At 58.3% G+C, this 20965-nt stretch carries 13 protein-coding genes; 4 read left to right on the top strand and 9 right to left on the bottom strand.

Annotated elements, in window-relative coordinates; all coding sequences use genetic code 11:
- Positions 1-365 precede the first annotated feature (365 nt).
- From U9R25_05930 to U9R25_05895, 8 genes are all read right to left on the bottom strand, one after another.
- Entirely contained in the window at positions 366-1607 is a 1242-nt protein-coding gene (locus tag U9R25_05930) for a GNAT family N-acetyltransferase (GenBank protein MEA3335430.1), read from the bottom strand.
- Positions 1608-1664: 57 nt separating this feature from the next.
- Positions 1665-2894 (bottom strand): AmmeMemoRadiSam system protein B, encoded by a 1230-nt coding sequence (gene amrB, locus U9R25_05925; GenBank protein ID MEA3335429.1) that lies wholly within the window; start codon positions 2892-2894, stop codon positions 1665-1667.
- Between the two features lie 247 nt (positions 2895-3141).
- Positions 3142-4182 (bottom strand): uroporphyrinogen decarboxylase family protein, encoded by a 1041-nt coding sequence (locus tag U9R25_05920; GenBank protein ID MEA3335428.1) that lies wholly within the window; start codon positions 4180-4182, stop codon positions 3142-3144.
- Positions 4179-4568, bottom strand: coding sequence for a cyclophilin-like fold protein (locus U9R25_05915; protein ID MEA3335427.1), 390 nt, complete (start codon positions 4566-4568; stop codon positions 4179-4181). Before U9R25_05915 ends, U9R25_05920 begins: the two co-directional genes overlap by 4 nt.
- Positions 4565-5560, bottom strand: coding sequence for a Gfo/Idh/MocA family oxidoreductase (locus tag U9R25_05910; GenBank protein MEA3335426.1), 996 nt, complete (start codon positions 5558-5560; stop codon positions 4565-4567). The genes U9R25_05915 and U9R25_05910 overlap by 4 nt, the downstream gene beginning before the upstream one ends.
- Positions 5561-5658: 98 nt before the next feature.
- Positions 5659-7071, bottom strand: coding sequence for a helix-turn-helix domain-containing protein (locus U9R25_05905; protein ID MEA3335425.1), 1413 nt, complete (start codon positions 7069-7071; stop codon positions 5659-5661).
- Between the two features lie 31 nt (positions 7072-7102).
- The gene (locus U9R25_05900) at positions 7103-8185 is read right to left on the bottom strand and encodes a hypothetical protein (GenBank protein MEA3335424.1); all 1083 of its coding nucleotides are present in this window, start codon (positions 8183-8185) and stop codon (positions 7103-7105) included.
- 138 nt (positions 8186-8323) lie between these two features.
- Entirely contained in the window at positions 8324-9772 is a 1449-nt protein-coding gene (locus U9R25_05895; protein MEA3335423.1) for a folylpolyglutamate synthase/dihydrofolate synthase family protein, read from the bottom strand.
- Between the two features lie 518 nt (positions 9773-10290).
- Between U9R25_05895 and U9R25_05890 the strand changes: the two genes are divergently transcribed.
- Positions 10291-13239, top strand: a complete 2949-nt coding sequence (locus U9R25_05890; protein ID MEA3335422.1) for an interleukin-like EMT inducer domain-containing protein — start codon at positions 10291-10293, stop codon at positions 13237-13239.
- A gap of 158 nt (positions 13240-13397) precedes the next feature.
- Here the strand turns inward: U9R25_05890 and U9R25_05885 are convergent, their stop codons facing one another.
- On the bottom strand, positions 13398-14285 hold the full coding sequence (locus U9R25_05885) for a LysM peptidoglycan-binding domain-containing protein (protein MEA3335421.1): 888 nt from the start codon (positions 14283-14285) through the stop codon (positions 13398-13400).
- Positions 14286-14664: 379 nt separating this feature from the next.
- Here U9R25_05885 and U9R25_05880 point away from each other — a divergent pair, with 379 nt between their 5' ends.
- The 3 genes from U9R25_05880 to U9R25_05870 are packed head-to-tail and all read left to right on the top strand — an operon-like array spanning position 14665 to position 20482.
- Positions 14665-17982, top strand: a complete 3318-nt coding sequence (locus U9R25_05880) for a two-component regulator propeller domain-containing protein (GenBank protein MEA3335420.1) — start codon at positions 14665-14667, stop codon at positions 17980-17982.
- Between the two features lie 23 nt (positions 17983-18005).
- Entirely contained in the window at positions 18006-19358 is a 1353-nt protein-coding gene (locus U9R25_05875) for an AAA family ATPase (GenBank protein MEA3335419.1), read from the top strand.
- Between the two features lie 17 nt (positions 19359-19375).
- Positions 19376-20482: a DegT/DnrJ/EryC1/StrS family aminotransferase gene (locus tag U9R25_05870; protein ID MEA3335418.1), complete on the top strand. Its 1107-nt coding sequence runs from the start codon at positions 19376-19378 to the stop codon at positions 20480-20482.
- The last annotated feature ends 483 nt before the right edge of the window (positions 20483-20965 follow it).

Below are 20965 nucleotides of genomic sequence, written 5' to 3'. Positions count from 1 at the left end.
TCCGATCCAGAACCGTGTCGAATCCCATCGGATTACCGAATACCGATTACCGCTTCAGGTCATCCGTGACCAGTAATCGGTAACCCGATCCGGAACCGCGTCGAATCCCATCGGATTACCGAATACCGATTACCGATTACCGTTTACCGGCCACCGCTTCAGGTCATCCGTGACCAGTAATCGGTAACCCGATCCGGAACCGCGTCGAATCCCATCGGATTACCGAATACCGATTACCGATTACCGTTTACCGTTTACCGGCCACCGCTTCAGGTCATCCGTGACCAGTAATCGGTAACCCGATCCAGAACCGTGTCGAATCCCATCGGATTACCGAATACCGTTTACCGAATACCGACCGCCGCTCAAAACCAATCGGTGGGCCACATGTTCAGTGGGGCTGTCCGGAAAGACGACGTAAGTTTATTGCAAACATCGTCGGTCGCAAGGAGTCGGCCCACCGTTCTTGCCTGCTCAGCGCTCACCAGACCGGTGTAGAGTTCGCTGAACGTGGCAATGTCGGTTTCCACCATTAACTGCCTCTCTTCGGCGGGCGGGGAACCGTCCAGTTCCTGTACGCCGGCACTGCCGTCGGCGATGTGAACACACAGTGGCCGGGTGTTTCCCGGCAGTTGAGCGTCCTCGATCGAAAGGTGGAAGTGGGCAGTCACATCGGGGGGAAAGGATCGTTGCCGCAGGGCGTTTTTTATATGCACAACGCGGAGCATAAAGCCGCTGATCACCCGGGAATTGGGAAAGAAGACAAACTCCACTGTACCGGTGCTCGGGTCGTAGGGGGGAGAAAGCGCCGTCAGCAGGGGTTCATGGGCAGCCGCGTTCATTGCCACAGTCCGGAACTGGTCCCCCAGTGCCGAGAGAAATCCTGCCAACCCCCGCCAGGCCTCGTCGTTCTGCCATACCCATTCGATCACCTTGGCCTGGCTCATGTCGTCATTCCAGACCAGCCAGTAAACCAGGTAGCCCTCTACCCCGGCGTTGCCTTCATACACAACTATCTCGTAGTCCTCTTTGGACCAGAGCCGGTTTTCCCACTCCCAGTCGCCCCGCGATAACCAGCCGTTGTTGCGGGGATCGCCAAGGGAGTTTTCATAGAGAATACGCATATTGGAGCGGTCTCCCGGCCTTGCGCGGCGCACGAGCAAACGTTCCGGATAGTCGGGAATCAGGCGGGGTGGAATCTCGATGTAGCGGTTGAAGTTTGCCATGCCGTAGCCCCGGTTTCGGTACCATGTGGCCGAAAATGGGAAAAGCAGAGAGATCGGCGTGCCCAGATCGTAGAACTCCGACAGCAGCGAATCCATCATCCGCCCCGCATGACCCCGTCGCCGATGCTCTGGCGCTACTGCAACACTTCCGATGAGGCCGGCAGGCAACACACCGCCGTTGAGGCTCATATTCCGGTGAAAGACTTTCGATACCGCCACCGCTTCGCCTGCATCACTTTCCAAGAGCCGCAGATTTCTCCAGCCAACCCGTCCCCCGCTGCGGTAGACCTCCCGATACCGTGCCGCGTCGCTCCGAAAGGCGCGGGCCTGGATATCGGCAACGACAGGAATCTCTGATTGTTTGATTGATCTGGTAAGCATATTCTGCGATTTATATCCCCCACGCGTCTCCGGCAACAGTGCTACTCCCGAAGACCGTCAGCTCAAGATCATGCCGCAAACTGAAACAAGCGAGGTGTCGTGCTCATCGGCCGGGCACTGATCGTAGGAGGTCAAAATGCCCTCGCTTTCCCCAAGAAGCCTCAGCATCAGGTAGAAGGGCGCGACACCGCAGACATTGTTGCGGTCCTGAATACGTCGGATAGCGCTGTAGAAACCATCGGCGTTCCCCTCGACGAGTTTACCGATCAACTCGTCGTCGGCCCCCTTGATGCCCGCTTTTCCTGAGGCGTCCAGCGGCATGCCGCCGAAAGCGGGACCCACATGGGAGAGATCGCCTGATGCCACCACCAGTACATTCCGGCCGGCAATTTCCTTCCGCAGCGTGCGCAGGAATCGGTTCAAAGTGGGATCATGGGCTGGGTTCTTTTTCCCCACGATCATATCCACAAAGGAGCCGGTCAGAATCGGCACCATCTCGACAGGCCGACCTCCGCGCATGTGGTGCAACCAGGTTGCGACCAACTCCAACGAATGTTCGCCCAGATTGCGCAACTCGCCGGCGAAAGCCTGCTCCGGTCCAATGGCTTCAGCCAGAGAATCGACGATCCCCTGATGGGTCGGCAATACACCGAACGGTGTCGAATAGTGTTGACGGGTCAGGGTAATCCGGTCGTCGATGCTGTAGTGATCGGTCCCTAACAGGACTATCAAATCAGCTGCATTCGCCATCTCAGCAGCATGCTTCCATACCGCTGCATAAACTGGGCCCCCTCGGGGATAGTCGATATGGGGACTAATGACACCCTTGCCGGTTGTCGGCGTGGGCAACTTGCCATTGGTTTGTGCCAGATAGCCGTCGAAAAGAGTCTTCAGCCGGGTCGGATCGGCCGGATAGGACTGATCTGCCAGGGCCGGAGTCCGGAAGGGAGCCCGCCGATAGATCTCGCGAGAGCGAAGATGCGCTGCATCGGAGCGCCGGTTCTCCAGCATGAAGTTCTCGTCAAGCAGGGTAATGAGATGCTCCAACAGATCGGCCGAAACGGGCATGCCGTAACGCACCAGCAGGGCCGCCCTGATGGCGTCCATTTCCATGGTACCGTCCAGCAGCATCAGGGCCGGACCCAATTCCCTGGGCAAGACCATATAGTTTCCGCTGAGTTGCAAGGGATCTCTGAGAAGCAGTGCGGGCTCACCATTCTGAGTGAAGGGGCTGGCATCAACTGCCCGCATTTTCGGCAAGGAGGGGGTTTTTCCGTTCTTGGCCATGTTATGTCATCTTCGATGAGGTGAAAGCAAGCAAGTCGTAGCAAATACTACCACAGAGTCGCCAGAGTGCAAATTCCTGGCGACCCTCTCCCTGTGTCGGAGTGTCGGGATGTCAGAATGTCGGGATGTCAGAATGTCAGAATGTCGGAGCGTCCCCGCGTCGCCCCCTCTCCGTGTCCCCCCCTCTCCGCGTCCCCGCGTCCCTACCTCACGGTACGCCTGCTGGCGGCGTCCCCGCGTCCCCGCGTCACCGCCCCTCGCGCACGGCCGCCACGAAGGCCTCGATGTTCTCCCGCGGCGCGAAGTCGATATCGTAGGCAGGCGACACAAGTAGTCGTGTTTGCCCCAGGGTTTCGATGCGATACTGAACATCGGCCCTGATCTGCTCAGGCGTGCCCCGGTCCCAGAGCCAGGCGCTTCCGACGGTGCCCCAGAGTGCCACCTCCTGGCCGAAGGCCTCCCGAATTGCGAGCGCATCCATGCAGTCGGGCTGAACCGGATTGATCACGTCCACACCAATCTGGATCAGATCAGCAATCAACATCGAATAATCGCCATCGCTGTGATAGAAGATCAACAGATCCGGGGAGGCCTGCCGGGCTAACTCGATCGTGCGAGCCAAGCGGTGTTTAAAAAACGTGCGCCATAGATCGGGGGCGATCATCAGGCCGGTAGGCATGGCCACATCGTCGTCCAGCAGCAATATATCGATGCCCGCCTGGGCAAGAATGACAACACTGTGAATCAACATGGCCGTCAATTGGTCCAGCAGATAGTGGGCCAGCTCTTGCCGCTCCAGCAGGTCCAGCAGGAAGTTTTCAAAGCCACGCAGCCGCCAGGCGGTCTCGAAAAGCTCACCTCCCAGGTGGGGCGGCGATCCCGCCACTGCCAGGCCCCGATCGTGCCAGGCCTGAACCTGTTCTGCCAGCCCGGCGTAGCGGCCAGGATCGTTCAAATCGGGAAAGTTGAAGCGGCCCAGTTCCTCGACCGTTTGAATCTCGCTCAAGGGCCTGCTGGTACCCCGCTCCGGATGATAGGCCCACTCGTGATAGGTGCGCAACTGCGCCATGTTGCCGACGTGCACATCCTCCGGCAAGCCCTGCAGATATCTCAGGAACCCACCCTGTCCCGTGGGCGCTTTGAACTCTGCGAAGCGCACATCGCTGCCGAAAACCTCATCGAGATCCCCGATGCCCGGCAAAGATTGCCGAAAAAAGCCCATGGCAAAGGGTGATCGATCGGGAACCCCGCCGCTCAATGCCAGCTGTACTCGTTCCCGTGAGTTCATGGTTCGCCAACAGGCGCGCCTTTCTCAATCCGTACCAACTCGCCATTTCGAACGATGCGAAACAGGGTGGCGTCGCCGATGACCCGCCCAAGGATGTTCACCGGGCTGTAGGCACGCGGTTTTTCATCGACACTGACAGGCGTAGGACCGAAAAAGATGCAGAATGCCCGCCCCACCGGCCAGTAACCCAGTTCTCCCACAGAGACTTCGGCGCGGGCGTCTCCCTCCTGTTCTGCAACCAGCGGAATCTCGAAATAGATCTCGTCGCCCCAGATGTTGGCACGACCCTCAAGCGGCAGCGCCCGCCAGACCTGGTGAGCCGTGGGACCACTGCCAAGCTCGGCGGGTACAGCAAGCCCACCACAGCGAATCGTAATCGCGTTCATTGTACCCTCACCAGCTTGCCATCCTGGGCAGCAGAAGCCCGAATGGCATCCCACAGCCGCGCCATGCGCAACCCGACCTCGGGAGGAGATGGATTCTCGATCTTTCCCTCCCGCACTGCCAGGAATTGTTCCCATACCCCGAACGACTCAGGAACATCGACTGGCTGCCATTCTTCCTCGCCATCGAAAAAGGCCTCGAGAAAGCGGCCCCAGGCCCCCGTTCGTAACATCCCCTCGGTGCATTGCACGCGGATATCGGAGGCACAACTGGGTACGGTATCGCCGCAGGCATTGAGGCTGACCAAGGCCCCCGACTGCAGACGCCCCATGACCACGCCGAGAACATCCACCTGCCGGCCGCGGTTATCCAACCAGGCAGCCACCTCGACAAAGTCCTCGCCGGCCAGATCAGCAACGGTGTTCAGCAGGTGAGCACCGGAGTCGAACATGAAGCCGCCGCCGGAGAGCTTCGGTTCCTGCCGCCAGGTGTTGGCTGCCAGCTGGCCCCAGTTCTGCCAGATCACCCCACTGATGGTCAGAATCTCGCCCAGCTCACCCGCTCGCAGCATCTCCGAGGCGCGACGAATCTGAGGCGACAGGCTGCCCTGGAAGGCGACAACCATTTGTTTTCCCATACGATCCCGGGTCGCTATCAGACTCTCGGCCTCTGCAGCCGTCATTACCATTGGCTTTTCCAGCAGCACATCAAGTCCTGCTTCCAGAGATGCCCGGGCCTGATCGTGGTGCAGGGCGTGGGGCGTGACGATAAACGCGGCGTGCAAATCATCGCCGTATTGAGCCAATAGCCGATCCAGGTCAGGTTCGTTGACCGGCACATCCCGGCCCGCATCTTCGAAGAGTTGAATGGTCGCCAGATACTCCCTTGCCGATGGTTCGCAAACCACCGGAATCCTTGTCCCGGGAAAGTACTCCAGAATGTTGCGCAGGTGGTGACGGGCCATGCCGCCGCATCCGATGATTGTTGTTTTCATGATACTTTAGCAACAAAATGAGTGATAATGTGGGATAAATGTGGGATAATGTGGGATACTGGGGGAAAAGGCATAGTTCACTCCCGGAATGCTTCAAGCTATCTCAGAATGTAATAGGTGGCTCGCTTCTCGCCGATCTTCAGCAGAACACCTCGCTCCACCAAATCCGCAAGGTCTCGCCGAATAGTCTCGGGGCTGACATCCGGGCAGAGCTGCTGATAATCGCGATTGGTAATGCGACCGTTCTTGGAAAGATAGGCCAGCGCTTGCTCCTGTCTTGGATTCAACAATTCATTTCCCCAGCGCTGGCTGTCCGGTTCGCTGCTGACCAGGTCGTCGCCCTGCCCTAACAGTGTTACTCGAAAACCTGCCACAGTTTCCTCGAATCTTGGTGCAGGTAAGTGGGCTTCCCGCATGGCTGCGATCATGCGGTCGATACCGTAGCCCAGCCGTTCAATAAAACCCAAATCGCTGAGCACCTGCACGATGACTTCGTTGCGGCTGAAGCGCTCCTCGACCAGGTTTGCCAGGGTAACGTGACCGGCCAGCCGGCCTGGGCTATATACTTCCAAACGATCGCCGAACATCAACAGCCGGATGCCGTCGCCCCGCAAACCATAGTTGCGATGGGCTACTGCGTTGACCACCGCCTCGCGGGCCACTGAGACGGGATATTCAGGAAGCTCTTCCCGGGTAAAACCACTGATTCGCATCCCCTTGCGGATGTTGGTTCCAATAAAGGCTTCGGCGCGCCGTATCTGCTCCGGCAAGGTACCCTTGATGTCCTCACGGACAAACTCATCGCCCATGGATGTTCCAGCGTAGCGAACGGCAATGATCTCGGCCGAGGGCAAATACTGCTGTGGATTACGCCCGAACAGCAGGATGCCCGCGTAGGTAGGCACAAGAGTGCCTTCATCGGTCCGCCGGAGACAGCCGCGGCTCAGAAGCGCATCGGACATCGAAGATGCTGTCAGACCTGCCAGTCGCTCCAGGTAGCGGCCCGCCTGGCTCTCATTCAGATCCTCCAGTGTCGCCTCGCGGACAGGAAGGGACTCGAAGCTCACGTTGCCCCGGTTCTGCAGGAGTCCCCGCAGCTCCGTTGTGGTAAGTTGCCTGTTTGCCTTTCCCTCGCGGGTCAGATAGCGGCCCTTCAAATTGTACACATGAGACAGGCCCGGCGGTACGTGCACGACTAAAAGGGCAACCCCGTCCAGTTGGACCACCTCGGGCACGGGCAGTACCAGGGGCGGATCCGCCATCAAAATGGCCTCCATTGCCTTTTCCTGGGAGACCGGTGGGGAATCCAGTCCAACGAGCCGTCCGGAAGGAGTAACGCCCAACACCAGCATGCCGCCCGAACTGTTGGCCATGGCCACCAGTATCTCTGCCATCTTGCGCGCGTTGGTCGACTTCGGCAACAAGGCGATGGTTGGGCCACTGCCTGCCGCCAGAAAGTCGGCCAGTTGTTGGGGAGAAGTCTGGTAAGTTGACGATGTCAGGAAGTCCATGAGCCTCCGTCAGGCAACTATCACCGGTTTGTTACTGAACGAGTTCCACGGCGGCGATTCGCCAGCGGGATGACTCGCCCACTATTTTGGGCCGCTGCTCGTCAACTTTCCATTCATAGGTCAGCAGCCCGAAGTCCGTCTCGATAACGGTTCTCACTATGACACGTGAAAGGGCTTCGTTCTGAGTGTCGGCTGTCTCCGCCTCGCCCCAGTAGGAGATGTTTACCACTCGCTTTGGACTTTGAGGAACGAGCTGGGTCACCTGTGGTTGGCTGTCTGGAAGAACCAACTCAGAATTGCGGGTGATCAACCAGGCCAGAACGACCGCCTCGGGATAGGTGGGCTGCTCTGGGGCGGTCTTGCCAGTGGGACTCTGGCAAAAGACGATGGTTGGATCTGAGGCCGAAAAGTTTAGCGCATTTCCTTGCCGAACGTGTTCCGTCTGTTTACACAGATGGCTTCGTTCGTTGAGATTGTCCTTCGTCAAGACGGCCTCCACCGGTTGTCCGGGTTTGCGCCCAGGCGTCGAAACCCTGTAACTTCCGGGGAAATGAGCTACGCCGTAACCATTGGGCGCACCATTCCAGCGAAAGAGGGAGAGCCTGGTTGGCACATCGTCCGGTGAATAGCCAATCACGATCAATTCATCGTTCCCTTTGTTACTCTTGTCAACCCTGGCCTCCTCCCACTTGACATTGGTCTCCGCCAGGTAGCCCTGCCCCTTGTCGGGACGCCAATCGGGCAGCAGCCGGTAAGGGACCAGAAACGCCGACGGTTGGTAGGGAAACGGGATCACCTGCTCCTCGAAAACGGGCAGGCCATAGGGCTCGGTGTCTTGCTGGGCATCGTAGATGATTCCACCGACCGGCCCCCGGGTCTCGGGATCCTCACCGATGTTGTCGTAGTAGAAGAAAAGCAGCCACTCCGTTTCTTCATCCCCGTCGATGTTCACCCCCTGGAACTCCAGCTTTCCCCGTCGTTCAGCGTCAAGCAGTTGCCAGTCATCCGGTATATACTCGATCAACGGTACCGGCAGCTCTGGTTCTTTTCCTTTGAACAGATTGCAGGAGGCCGTTGCAAGCAACACGAACAACAGGGTCACGAACAGTGACATTCTGGGCGCCGGGACAGGGAAGAGCCGCAATCCTGGCCATCTATCTGAAGCAAATCCCCTCATTACTGCACCTCCGGTGATTGGTTCCGGGCTTTGCACATCGTTGCGTAAGTTCATGCCGGGTGGAACCTGGGAAAATCATTGTACCCTCGATGCCGGAGACTGGGAAACCTGCCAGTCCGGATCTGGAGGCTCAGCCTGGTACGCCCAATCCCAGGGCGGAAAAGCCCCGGGGTAGCGAGCAAGCCAGGCCTCTCTGGAGTCGGCCACCACAAACAGTGACCCTGTAGCACAAACCGTGCTTGCTGGACTCGCTACCTGAAGCGCACAATTGAGTCCTTCTGCCACGTCGCAAGTAACAAAAATAGATTCGGCGGCCAGATAAGCGCGTGCGGCCGCGGCCAGTTGCTCTGGGTCGGCAGCTCTGGGATGGCGAGACCGCGTCAACACCAGTTTTGATGTGTGCGGCGCAAACCTCTCCAACATGGCAGCCGCGTCCTTGTCGCCGGAAGCTCCAAACAGAACAACCAAAGGCCGTCCGGGCAGATAGCGGCCGAGAGCATGGAACAACAATGCAGTCGATGCCTCATTGTGGGCACTGTCGACGACCACAGCTGGCCCGGCGTCGCCCGGTGGGTCGAGCACCTCCAGTCGACCAGGCCAATAGACCGTAGAGAGCCCTTCCCGAAGTGCCGGTTCGCTGATCTCCACGCCCTGTTGCATCAGTTCCCAACAGGTAGCAACGGCTACCGTTGCATTGATCAACTGATGCCTGCCGAGCAACGGGGTGTACAAGCTGCGGATCGTGACAGGTTCCGCGCCAGGCTCAGCGGGATGGGGGCCAAACACTGAAAAAGATTGCCCTCCCAGATCATCGGTGATCGATCGCCACCGCCAATCCAACCCCACCAACACCAACGACGAGTCCTGCTGAGCGGCCACCTGCTGAAACACAAGCAACACCTCAGGATCCTGCGGTGCACAGACCACCGGAACGCCCTTCTTGATGATGCCAGCCTTCTCGAAAGCGATGGCTGCCAGCGTATCGCCCAACAATGCGCTATGTTCGTGGCTGATGGGCGTGATCACACTTACAGCCGGCGTGACAACATTCGTGGAATCGAGCCGGCCTCCCAGACCAACCTCCAGCACCGCCCATTCGACTCCCTGCCGGGCAAAGTGCAAAAAGGCCAGCACAGTGATAATCTCGAAGGTCGTGATGCCAGGAATCGCCTCGATCACGGGCCGGCACTGATCCAGAAGATTGACCATCTGGGCCGGTTCGAGAAGGTTGCCGTCAATCCGAATTCGCTCTCGGAAGGTGTGCAGGTGAGGTGAGGTGTAAAAGCCTGTCCGAAGTCCGGACGCCCGCAGCACGGACTCTATGTTGGCCGCGCTTGACCCCTTGCCCTTGCTTCCGGCAACATGCACAACCTTGAATTGTTGCTGTGGATTGCCCAACATCCTCAACGCCCGCCGGGTCCGATCGAGATCCCACGCTTCCTCGTCGTATGGAACCGCTCGCCTTCGTTCGTAGTCGACATAGTTGAAAATGTAGTCCAGAGCAGTCTGGTAATCAGTTGTCATGATCACGATGTCTCGCCTTGAATAGTCTTCGACCATCATTGTACACCAAGACAAAGGGAACTCAAAACGAATTCATTTGACCCCATGTAAACGTACCGCCGCAGAAAGCAGGCTCATGCGCCGCAAACCCCATTGTAGCCCCCTTCAGGCGCTTATTACCTTTCGAGTCAGATTCTTGCACACCAGGCAAGGATATCATCCCCGAACCTGACAAGGATGTACCGCAGACCTGAAAAGAAAAAAAACATGACCGCAGATTACGCAGATAATTGCAGATCAGATATCAGAAAAGATCAGAGAAGAGCAGCGATAATCTGCGCCGCAGGTCTGCATAATCAGCGCTCCTCTGGCTTGTCCAGGTTAGGGTAAGGCGGTCCGTCAGCTGTTCTTACGCAAGACAAATCCGGCTAACCCAAAAATGGGGACTTCGTACAGCCTCGACTCTCCTGCATATTAAGAATTGCCGAATGGCTGCCGGCATCCTTGTCAAAACCTGGTGGCGGTGGTATATATCCTGCATGTCTCCGCGCCGATCTCCCTTCCAACACCACCTGATTGCACTGTTAAGTTACGGGGTCTTGGGCCTGATCCTGACCTACCCTCTGGTCACCCGGTTCTTCACCCATGTACCAGGGGATGGCATCGACGATCCTGCGCTGGCGTGGAACCTCTGGTGGATAAAACATAGCCTGGTCGATCAGCAGATCAATCCCTTTCAAAGCCAGTGGATGTTCTTTCCCGTGGGCATCAACCTGGCCTTTTATACGCTGACGATCCTCAACGGTCTGCTCTCGGTGCCGCTGCAGACCTCCCTCAGCGTGACAGCAGGATCCAACCTGCTGCTTCTCTCCTCCCTGGTACTGAGTGGCTATGGCGCGTACCTCCTGGCTCTTGAAACTCTGCGTCCAAAGGTCCAACCCGTGCCGGAAGCCGACAACGAAAACCTCTCACACCCTTTGCAGGAGCAGGTTGCCAGGCAGCCGGACCGGGGGAGCAGTGCCCATCTGCCAGCGACGGTGTTGATCGCCGCCTTTCTGGCAGGGCTTTTTTTCGCATTCTCATCCAGCAAGATGTTCTATATTTCGCTGGGCCAGTTCAACATCGCCAGCTCGCAATGGATTCCCTTCGCAGTCCTCTACGTCATCCGCAGCGGCCGGCCACGCAGCACGTGGCGGGACCCGCTGCTGGCGGCGCTCTTCCTGCTGTTCCAGGCCTACGCAGAACTGATTTTTGCCACCTTCATCGTGATCTTCATTGCCCTGTTCGCCGCCTATCGTTTGCTTGAGTACCTGATGGCGAAAAGAAAGGGTCGCATGGTTGGCCAGAACATCGACCCCTCACAGGCCGTCAAACTCCTGATACGCAACCTGGTGATCATTGCCGTTGTATTCCTGATTGGCCTGATCCCCTTTCTGGCCAATATGCTGCCTGACATGATGGCTGAGGGCGATATTTTTGTCGAGGGTGGTGGCTTCGCCGACATATACTCGGCAGACATGGCCGGGTACGCGCTGCCGACTCAATTGCACCCCGTGTTCGGGAACGTGATCCGGCGATTAGCCAACGATTCTCAGATGCAGGCAGATGGCAGACAATGGCAGGTTAACAAGGGGCAGCACCTGACCCTGGGCTATCTGGGACTCCTTTTTGTTCTTTTCGGTCTCTGGCGCGGGCTCAGAGATCCTGACTATCGCCGCAGCGGGTGGCCCATGGCGGCGTTTTGGGGCCTGTCGACTCTGTCTTTCTTCCTGTTGACGCTCGGCCCGTTTCTGAGGATAACCGGCTATGTCACCCCCTTGCCAGGCCCATTTCAAATCCTGGAATTATTACCCTTTTTCAAGGGCAACCGCTATCCCAGTCGATACAGCGTCATGGTGCTTGTTTCGGCCAGCCCCCTGCTTGCCATCGGAGCCCATTGGCTGTTGACGCGCCTGTCCGGTGCCGGGCGAGGGTTCCACAGCCAGCGGCGCCTCGTACTCGTGGCGAGCCTGCTGGCACTCCTGCTGGTATTCGAGAATCTATCCACTCCATTGCCTATGACCGACCTGTCTGTGCCCAGTATCTACGGCAAGATCGCGGCCGGCTCGCAAGGAGGATCGGTTCTGGACCTGCCCGCAGGCTGGCGGAACGGGTCCAATGTTTTTGGCAAGCAGGATGTTATCATCATGCGTGAGCAGTGGTGGCAAACGGAGCACGGTCAGCCGATCCTTGGCGGCAATACCTCCCGCAACCCGGAGCACAAGTTTCGCTACTTCCTGGAGGCGCCCCTGATCGGTCCTTTGACCGTACTGGCCAATGCCGATGAAGAGCATCCCCACATTCGGAAACAGCTCGAAAATGGCCTTAAAGCACTACAGGAAGGGGATTCATCCCTTGGGGGCAATGCCTTGCTGCTGCAGGCAGCGTCCGATGCCGCGGGCACTCTGGAATTCCTTGGAAGCGACTATGTGGTTGTCCACGAGGATCACGTGCCCGCAGAGTTTACGACGTTCGTGGAAAGCTATCTGCCCATCACCGAGCTTGATCGCGAGGGCCCACACCGGCTTTACCAGGTCCAACCCACCGAACCTTTGCCCGCGATTACCCTGGCGCCCGCCGAAACACCCCTGTCGCGCGCGGAGGGCTGGAGTGGCGTGCCTCAACTGGCGGTTGCCCCCGGCGGGCTGGCCGAACAGGGCCTGTGGGCCCATCGTAGCGCCACCCGTCTTCTGCTGCCTCCACTGTCAGAGAAAGATCATCAACTGGTTGTGCGTGCCAGGTCCGCGGGTTCCGGTCAGACGTTGTCCCTTTCTGTCAATGGATTCGATACCGACACAAGAGACCTTCACAGCAACTGGCAGGAACTGCGATTCAGCATCCCCGCGGGGGTCCTGGGCCAAAAAACCAACGAAGTCGTCCTGAACTTCGGGAAAACATTTCCGATTGCCGAAACAGACGCCTTCGAAACCCTGGCCGTGGACGACGGGCCGCCGGCGGCGTTGCTGGTCGAAAGCGCCGGTCTGGAAGCAGGCAACTACGCGCACATCTGGCTCAACGGCAAGGATATCTCGCCAAACCAGCGAGGCTACAATTTAGCGATGGTCGATGGGAAAACCGGCCAATTCAAATCGGCAGCCTCGTTCGATACCCATGGGGATCCCCAGGCATCGGACAGACTCGTGGACTTCCTGGACCAGTTCGATGACGGCAGCATCCTGTTGGTGGCCGTGAAAGATACGGCGGCCGATCAACTTAGCGAAAGAGCCGTGGAGGCCCTGACCGAACTTGGCCTTAGCGATCTTGGCGGAAAACTGCGCTGGAGCCAGGCAGCCATTGTGATCGGAGAAGGCCTATCACCCCACCTCACCAGAACCTTCGAACGGGTGGACGGTCTGCAATCGACCAGCGTGGGCTGGGGACCAGGTTGGCGCGAGCCCAACGTGGCGGCGATCGTCGACTGGATAGAAATTTCGGCGATCGAGCGCTGACCCGGGTTTCAGTAGGGGCGACCCATTCCCGGTGAATCGGTACTCGGCGGAAATCGATGTGCAGGCAGGGGAAATGTTGGTGGAAGGAGATGAAGTCAGGAATGGGTCGCCCGTACACGCGAAAGACGTTCGTACGCGCGAAATCTGTTTGTGCTGCACTACGGATAGCCGGGATCAAAAAAGGCCGGCACTGGGGTCGGTAAAGGTGCATGCAGGCCGGCGAACATCCCGGGAAGATAGATATTTCCTGAGCTTTGAACCTGGTATTGCGTATCTTGAGGGGCCTGGCCACCTGGAATAACCAGGTACTGGCCGCGCCAGATACTGGTGTCCTGCAGCCCATTGGCGCTCACCAGGGAAGCGACGGAAGCATGACAGCGGTTGGCAATGCTCGAGAGCGTATCCCCTGATCCAACCACATAGATCGAGCCACAAACAGTGGAACGGGAAAGAACGTTTTCTCCCGTCCCGGGATAGCCTGTGGTCTGCCACGATGGGCTTGCCGGCGGCGGGCGTTTTTTTGGGATGATCAGTGATTGTCCGGCATAGATACGATCGCCGGACAGCCCATTGACTTGTTTGAGATCGGTAACAGTCACCCCAAATCGGGAAGCGACCGAGCTCAACGTAGCACCCGAACCCACAAGAACGGCGCCACGGGCAGTGGGCTGGGAGCCGGCCGTCGAAGAACCAGCCGAAAGTGCCGGCGCAGAGGCTGGGATAGCGAGGCGTTGACCGGGAATGATGATGGAGTTGGAGAGCCCATTTGCCCGTTTAATCCCGGCTATCGTCGTGCCATAGCGAACTGCCAGACCATACAACGTGTCGCCGGCACGGACGACATGGACCGTTTGACCCTGCCCAGGCTGACTGGCCAGCGATACCGAGCGCTGAGCGACAGTCATGAACGACAGTGCCATGACGACAACCACGATGATGATCCGTCCCTTGCCTGACATAGTGCCTTCCCAACAAATATGGATACCAGGTGATTGGCGTGAAAAGTGTCCGGGATCAAACAAGATGACCTGGGCGTAACTTGACATACGCTTGCGTTTTCCGTCAAGTTATGCTAGTTTATGTACAATTAACCGGCAGAATCAGGGTCTATTGCTCCATTGACTTGAACACAACGCTGACCAGAGCGGTTTGCCCCATTTTGACGCGTAAAAGCTGCTGAGGATGGAAATGTTTGGATCTGCATAGGCAGTACGTCAGCAGCATGTTCGATGAAAGCAATGATGTGGGCCTTGCACTGAGTACCGTAAGCCGTTTGCAATGACCCCAAAAACGTGCGAGGAAATTGGGTCAGCTCGGTAGGCCTTCATGATACCACACCATCGAGCAGAAATCAACTTAAAAATAGTCTTCTCCGACCACCTGAACCTTATTATTGGCGCCTACGCTACACGAAGAGCCGTTGGAATGATTGCCATTGCCTCCAATGGCTTTCTACTCGCGCTTCTGGCATCCCTCCTGCTGTTCTCCAGTACCCTGGCCCAGCCCGGAACGAACCCGGCCTGGACGAGTTTCAACCGCGACCTGTCGTCCGGGGATATTCGCACGGTATTCGTCGACTCTGAGGGCACCCCCTGGTTCGGAACAGCCAACGGAATCGACTATTTCGATGGACAGTGGCATTCCTTCACAGCCGAAGATGGACTGCCGCCCGGCCCTGTCAACAGCATTACGCAGACGGCCGACGGCACACTCTGGGCAGCCACCGATGGTGGTCTCGGCAAGGCCGTGTCATCTGACCAAAAGTGGACATGGTCGGCGGAACAGCCGCCATTTCCGCCAGGGCCGGTCTTTGACCTGTGGGTATCACCTGATGACACCCTCTGGGCTGCAACCCCAACAGGGGCCGCCCGAAGATCAGAGATTCAGTGGGAACTCATCCCTGTCAGCGATCCAGAGGGGAATCCGTCGCCAATCGTAACGGTCGCCGGCTCCCCTTCGGGCCAGGTCTGGCTTGGCGGTGACAGCTTGTTCCGCGTGCCGCCCGGCAAAAACCAGGCTTTTGAAATTGCTTCCACGCCGGTCGAGAGCGAAATTCAGGCTCTTCTGGTTACACCGGCCACCGCCGGACGTCCCGAGACGCTTTGGGTTGGCACCAAGACCGGGGGAGTGTGGAGCCTGAGCGACGATTGGCTACACTTTTCCCGCCCGCCCGAGTCGGAGCAATTGCAGGGCATCGTATCCAATGACGTGTTGGCGCTGGCCCAGGACGCCGAAGGCACCCTGTGGATCGGCACCAATGGCGGCGGCATCAGCCTGTTCAACCCGGATGGACTTGGTGCTTTCTGGGATGGCGGTACCTGGCAGAGTCTGACGACCCTGGACGGTCTTGCCGCAGATGCCGTTGCCGACATCCACTTCGACAGTAACGGGCTGGCATGGATAGGTACTATCAATGGAGCCAGCCGTTTCGATGGTCGGACCTGGCGCACCCTTTCATCGCCCGATGTTCCCGCCGGCCTGGATGTCAGTACGATCCTCGTGGACAGCGCAGGCGGCCTTTGGGTCGGTACCGATCTTTATGGGCTGATCTACTTCGACGGCCACGATATTTTTCGCATCACGGAGGAACACCAGGGTCTGGCGGAGGATTTCGTGCGATCCCTGGTTTTGGATCGCGATGGCAATCTATGGATTGGTACCGCGCGGCAGGGAATTGCCATTGCCCCGGTTTCCTCGGTCACCGCTGCCGCCCGCCAGGGAACGCCTGTCGAATGGCAACAGGTTTTCGATGAAGAGCAGTTGGGATCCAATGTACTGCGGGCAGCCATCCGAGCCGACGATGACAGCCTTTGGTTCGGCACATTTGCGGGCCTGGCCCACTACAAGCCCGGCCGGGACGACTCGGAAGGAAGCTGGGAGGTGTTTGGCGTCAGCGACGGACTGGCGAATTCCGAAATCAGCCAGAATGCGCTGGTTGAGGACAGCCAGGGTCGCATTTGGGCCGGCACACCGACAGGCCTTACCAGATTCGATCCTGAGAACAACACCTGGCAAACATTTACAACCGAGGATGGATTAAGCGACAACTGGATCACCAGCGTGGTGGCTCTGTCGCCGAACGACCAGAATCAGGATACCATCCTTGCCGGCACGCGCACAGGGGACGTGTTCCGCTTCGACCCGGAGGACGATCAGTGGCAAAATATCATTCACGTAACGACGCCCGTGTTTGCCTTGCTTGAGTCCAGCGACGGCGATCTCTTCGTTGGCACGGCAACAGGGTTGGAACGTTTCGATCTGGAGAAAGAGCTGCGAACCGCCTACGGGCGTTCCGATGGCCTGATCGATAATGAGATCCACGCGCTGGCAACCGGCGACTCAGGTGAGGTCTGGATTGGGACCGAACTGGGCATCAGTCGTTATCGTTCGCAGGCCGGCCAACCCAGCGTGACCATCGACTCGGTCAATGGCAAGGCGCCGCTGGATGGCCTGGTCCAGGTGCTGGGCGGTGAACCGGTCATCGTCGCCTTCCATGGCAACAACGAGACGACCCCTGCCGGGAAATTGAGCTACCGCACCCGGCTATCAGAAAGCGCCAGTGAGTGGCAACTGACTGACGAATCCCAGATCACCTACGACAGCCTGCGACCTGGCACGCACAGATTTGAAGTTGAAGCCTGGGACAGCAGCCTCAACCTGTCGCAGCCTGCCACAGTGGACATCGAGGTCCAGTCCTCCTTCGCGTTACCTGGGCTGGGTCGCCTCTCAGGGCTTTCGACTACCCTGCTGGCCGGACTGGCCGTAATCGCTGCCCTTGGTGTAATCGGAATAATGCTGCTGTCGTCCCGCCAGCGGCAGCGACAGCGACAGGCAGTCAAGCGGCAGTTCAACCCTTACATCTCTGGTGAGCCAGTTCAGGACCACGAAATGTTCTTTGGTCGCCACGATGTGATGGAAAAGATCATCAACATGTTGCACGAGAACAGCATCATGATCCACGGCGAGCGCCGGATCGGGAAGACCAGCGTGCTGCACTATCTTTCGCGTGAACTGAGCGAAACCGATGACCCTGACTACTTGTTCGTGCCGGTTTTCATCGATCTGGAAGGCACGAAGGAAGGGGAACTCTTCCACGTGATGATGGAGGAAATCGCCGGAGTAGCCAGGGGTTACCTGCCGTCGCTGCAGGATCTACGTTTCGATAAGGTCGCCATCGCAGACTATGACCACCGCGAGTTTAGCCGGGACCTGGAGCGGATTATCAGGGAGCTTGGAACAACCACAGATAAAAAAATCCGTTTGATCCTGCTGCTGGATGAAATGGATATCATGAACGACTATAGCTCGGTGACCCAGCAACAGTTGCGCCGGATTTTCATGCGAACCTATGCCCGTAACCTGGGCGCCGTCGTGGCCGGAATCGAGATCAGCAAGGAATGGGACCGGGTTGAGAGTCCCTGGTATAATCTCTTCAACGAAGTCGAACTGGGACCCCTGGACGACGACGATGCCCGTGAACTGGTGATGGAACCGGTCAAGGGCAGCTACGCCTACGAACTGCAGGCTGTAGATTTCATTGTTAGTCATGCCGGCGGAAGACCCTACTACATTCAGCAACATTGCCTGGAAGCGATCAATATCATGCTGGCCGATGGTCGAAATACTGTCACGTTGGAGGATGCCAGCGACGCATTCGATTCCCTGGCCAGTGTTCGATCCTCCCAGAGCAACGGGCTTTCCCAGGCTGACATGGGAACCGGCACACCGACACCGATGGTGTGACCTGCGAGGCAAGGAGACCAGAAGTGCGCAACCCTTATACCACAGGAGGGTGGGTGACGGGCCAGGAGTTTTACGGCCGCGAGGCGCTCATCAAACATCTGCTGGAAAGCCCCAACAATGCTTTCTGGGTCATCGGCAACCGGCGGGTGGGCAAGACATCGCTACTGCGCCAATTGGAGCACCTGACGGTGGATGGAAAACCCTACCTGCCCCTCTATTGGGACCTTCAGGGCATCGCCAATCTGGACGACCTGGCCCACGAACTGGTATTCGCAGTGGAGGAATCCAAGGAACGCTTCGACAAGTTGGCCATCGACATTTCGCTCCTGGCGAACTGGGACGTCATCGGCGTGATCAGGATGTTGCGCCGCTACGCCCGCGCCGCCGACACGACACTGTTGCTGCTGATCGATGAGGCGGAGGCTTTGCTCACAATCGCTGAACAGGATCCCCTGAGCCTGGCGCGGCTAAGAAAAGTCATCCAGGCTGCCCAGGGATTGCGCGTGATCATGGCCAGCACCAAGGTGCTCAGCCGCTTGAGCGACTCCGATGATATCTGGCAAACATCGCCATTTCTGCTTGGCTTCAGCCTGGCGAACCTCAGCGGGTTGCAGCCAGAACCTGCCGAAGCGCTCATCCGCCGGGAGCAGGATGAACAGACTGTCGAGGTTAGCAACAGACTGGTTCGCCAGATCAGCCGCACGACCAACAACCATCCCTATCTCACCCAGGTCCTTTGCAGCCGGCTCTTCGAGCCTGAGGGTAGATTGAGGCCCATCACCGACCAGGATCTGGCGTTGGACACCGTGTTGCAGGGTTACCTGAACAACGATTTTCGCTGGTTGTCGCCCACCGAACGCCAGACCGTGCTTGCGGTTGCCCAGGGCCATCACACCACGGAAGCGGTGGCTGCCCAGACAGGGCATTCGCAGGCAGTGGTGGAAGAATTCATTTTCAGTCTGGAACGTTTGGGACAGATCCGCATGATATCAAACGAAGCCCACATTGGAAATGAATTCCTGGCGCGCTGGCTCAAACAGAATGTGGAAGATCTGAAGATGGGGCTGGAGGCCAGCGAAGTCACCGACCGTGTCACCCTTGAGATGATTCGGGCCGCCCAGGAACAGGAGACCCGCTACCTGCTTCGCCAGCTGATTTCCCGGCGCGAGGACCTGGCCCGGCTGGAGCTGCAGAGATCCCGCTATGGCCTGAACCCACCTTCGGAGCTGGTCGATGATCTGAGGCATGTCAAAATGGAGATCAAACGCCTGGAACGGCGCCTGTCTCTCATCCCGCCGGACCTGATCGAATCGTATGACAACGAGTTTCAGCGGCTCAGGATGAGCGGCGCTGAAAACAATCCCCAGGACCGGTAGAGGCTTATTGGATTCCCTTGACCGAATACATTCCCCTGGTCGACCTGAAGGCACAATACAGGACCCTGAAGCCAGCCATTGACGAGGCAATCTCGCGCGTGGTTGAAAGCACCGGCTTCATCCTGGGGCCGGAGGTTGACGCGTTCGAGACGGCCTTCGCCGGTTTTTGCCATGCGAAACACGCCATCGGTGTGGGCTCAGGTACGGCGGCACTTGAATTGGTGCTGCGAGCCTACAACATCGGCCCCGGTGATGAGGTCATTACGACGCCATTTACCTTCATCGCCACCGCAGAGGCAATCTCGGCGACCGGTGCAACGCCCGTTTTCGCCGACATTGACCCCTTCACCTACAACCTGGACCCCGAGGCCGTTGAGGCAGGTGTCAGCCAGCGCACCCGTGCCATTATCCCGGTCCACCTCTACGGCCAACCGGCTGAGATGGACACACTGATGGAAATCGCCGGACGCCACGGGTTGAAAGTGATCGAAGATGCTGCCCAGGCCCATGGGGCCACCTTCCGGAATCGTCGGGTTGGCAACCTGGGCAACCCCGCCTGTTTCAGCTTTTACCCGGGAAAAAACCTGGGATGTTACGGCGATGGCGGCGCTGTCGTCACCAACGATGACGCGCTGGCATCTGCGATCAGCAAACTGCGCAACCACGGCCGTTCCAGTAAATATGTACATGACGAGTTAGGTTTTGGCCATCGCCTGGATGCCCTGCAGGCTGCGATTCTTTCTGCCAAGCTTCCCCATCTTGAAGCCGCCAATGTTGCCCGCCGCCAGCTTGCCGCCCGCTACACTGAACTACTGGCCGGCAGCGATCTTATCCTTCCCAGCGTTGGGGAGCACGCCAGGTCGGCCTGGCATCTGTACGTGGTGCGCACAGCCGGCCGTGATCGAATTATGGACCAACTCCGGCAACAGGGAATCGGTGCGGGCGTTCATTACCCGATTCCCCTCCACCTGCAACCGGCCTATGGCTTCCTGGAGATCCCTGCCGGACGATTCCCTGTTGCCGAGGCCGCTGCCAATCAAGTGCTCTCCCTGCCCCTCTATCCCGAGATGAGGGAGTCACAGCAGGATCGCGTGGCAGAAACATTGATCTCTCTCATCTCCTGAAGATGGCGGACGCGGGGACGCCGCCAGCAGGCGTACCGTGAGGTAGGGACATGGGGACATGGGGACACGGGGACGCCGCCAGCAGGCGTACCGTGAGGTAGGGACACGGGGACGGTTTGGACCACGAAGGCGCGAAGGTTCACGCGCCAGCAGGCGTACCGTGAGGTAAGACCACGAAGCGCGAAGGGCACGAAGGCCGCGGGGACGCCGCCAGCAGGCGTACCGTGAGGTAGGGATGGTTTGGACCACGAAGGCGCGAAGGTTCACGCGCCACGTCAGCACGTCAGCACGCCAGCACGCCAGCACGCCAGCTAGGCGGTGCGTGAGCTAGGCGGTGCGTGAGCTAGTACAGCTTAGCGTAGATAAGTATGCAGTTAAAGACCGTCCCTACTTCTGGTGAAGGACCTTGGTTACTGCATAGTTATTTAGCCCGCAGAGTACTAGCCGGATTCATCCGGCGCTGTTACGTAGCACGGGCCATTC

Source organism: Chloroflexota bacterium, assembly GCA_034717495.1.
Classification (GTDB): domain Bacteria; phylum Chloroflexota; class Anaerolineae; order JAAEKA01; family JAAEKA01; genus JAYELL01.
This window is presented reverse-complemented; position numbering and strand designations above follow the sequence as displayed.

Excerpts from the sequence above, each read along its gene's own strand:
- U9R25_05930 (MEA3335430.1), bottom strand. The coding sequence starts at position 1,607 with ATGCTTACCAGATCAATCAAACAATCAGAGATTCCTGTCGTTGCCGAT.
- amrB (MEA3335429.1), bottom strand. The coding sequence starts at position 2,894 with ATGGCCAAGAACGGAAAAACCCCCTCCTTGCCGAAAATGCGGGCAGTT.
- U9R25_05920 (MEA3335428.1), bottom strand. The coding sequence starts at position 4,182 with ATGAACTCACGGGAACGAGTACAGCTGGCATTGAGCGGCGGGGTTCCC.
- U9R25_05915 (MEA3335427.1), bottom strand. The coding sequence starts at position 4,568 with ATGAACGCGATTACGATTCGCTGTGGTGGGCTTGCTGTACCCGCCGAG.
- U9R25_05910 (MEA3335426.1), bottom strand. The coding sequence starts at position 5,560 with ATGAAAACAACAATCATCGGATGCGGCGGCATGGCCCGTCACCACCTG.
- U9R25_05905 (MEA3335425.1), bottom strand. The coding sequence starts at position 7,071 with ATGGACTTCCTGACATCGTCAACTTACCAGACTTCTCCCCAACAACTG.
- U9R25_05900 (MEA3335424.1), bottom strand. The coding sequence starts at position 8,185 with ATGTCACTGTTCGTGACCCTGTTGTTCGTGTTGCTTGCAACGGCCTCC.
- U9R25_05895 (MEA3335423.1), bottom strand. The coding sequence starts at position 9,772 with ATGACAACTGATTACCAGACTGCTCTGGACTACATTTTCAACTATGTC.
- U9R25_05890 (MEA3335422.1), top strand. The coding sequence starts at position 10,291 with ATGTCTCCGCGCCGATCTCCCTTCCAACACCACCTGATTGCACTGTTA.
- U9R25_05885 (MEA3335421.1), bottom strand. The coding sequence starts at position 14,285 with ATGTCAAGTTACGCCCAGGTCATCTTGTTTGATCCCGGACACTTTTCA.
- U9R25_05880 (MEA3335420.1), top strand. The coding sequence starts at position 14,665 with ATGATTGCCATTGCCTCCAATGGCTTTCTACTCGCGCTTCTGGCATCC.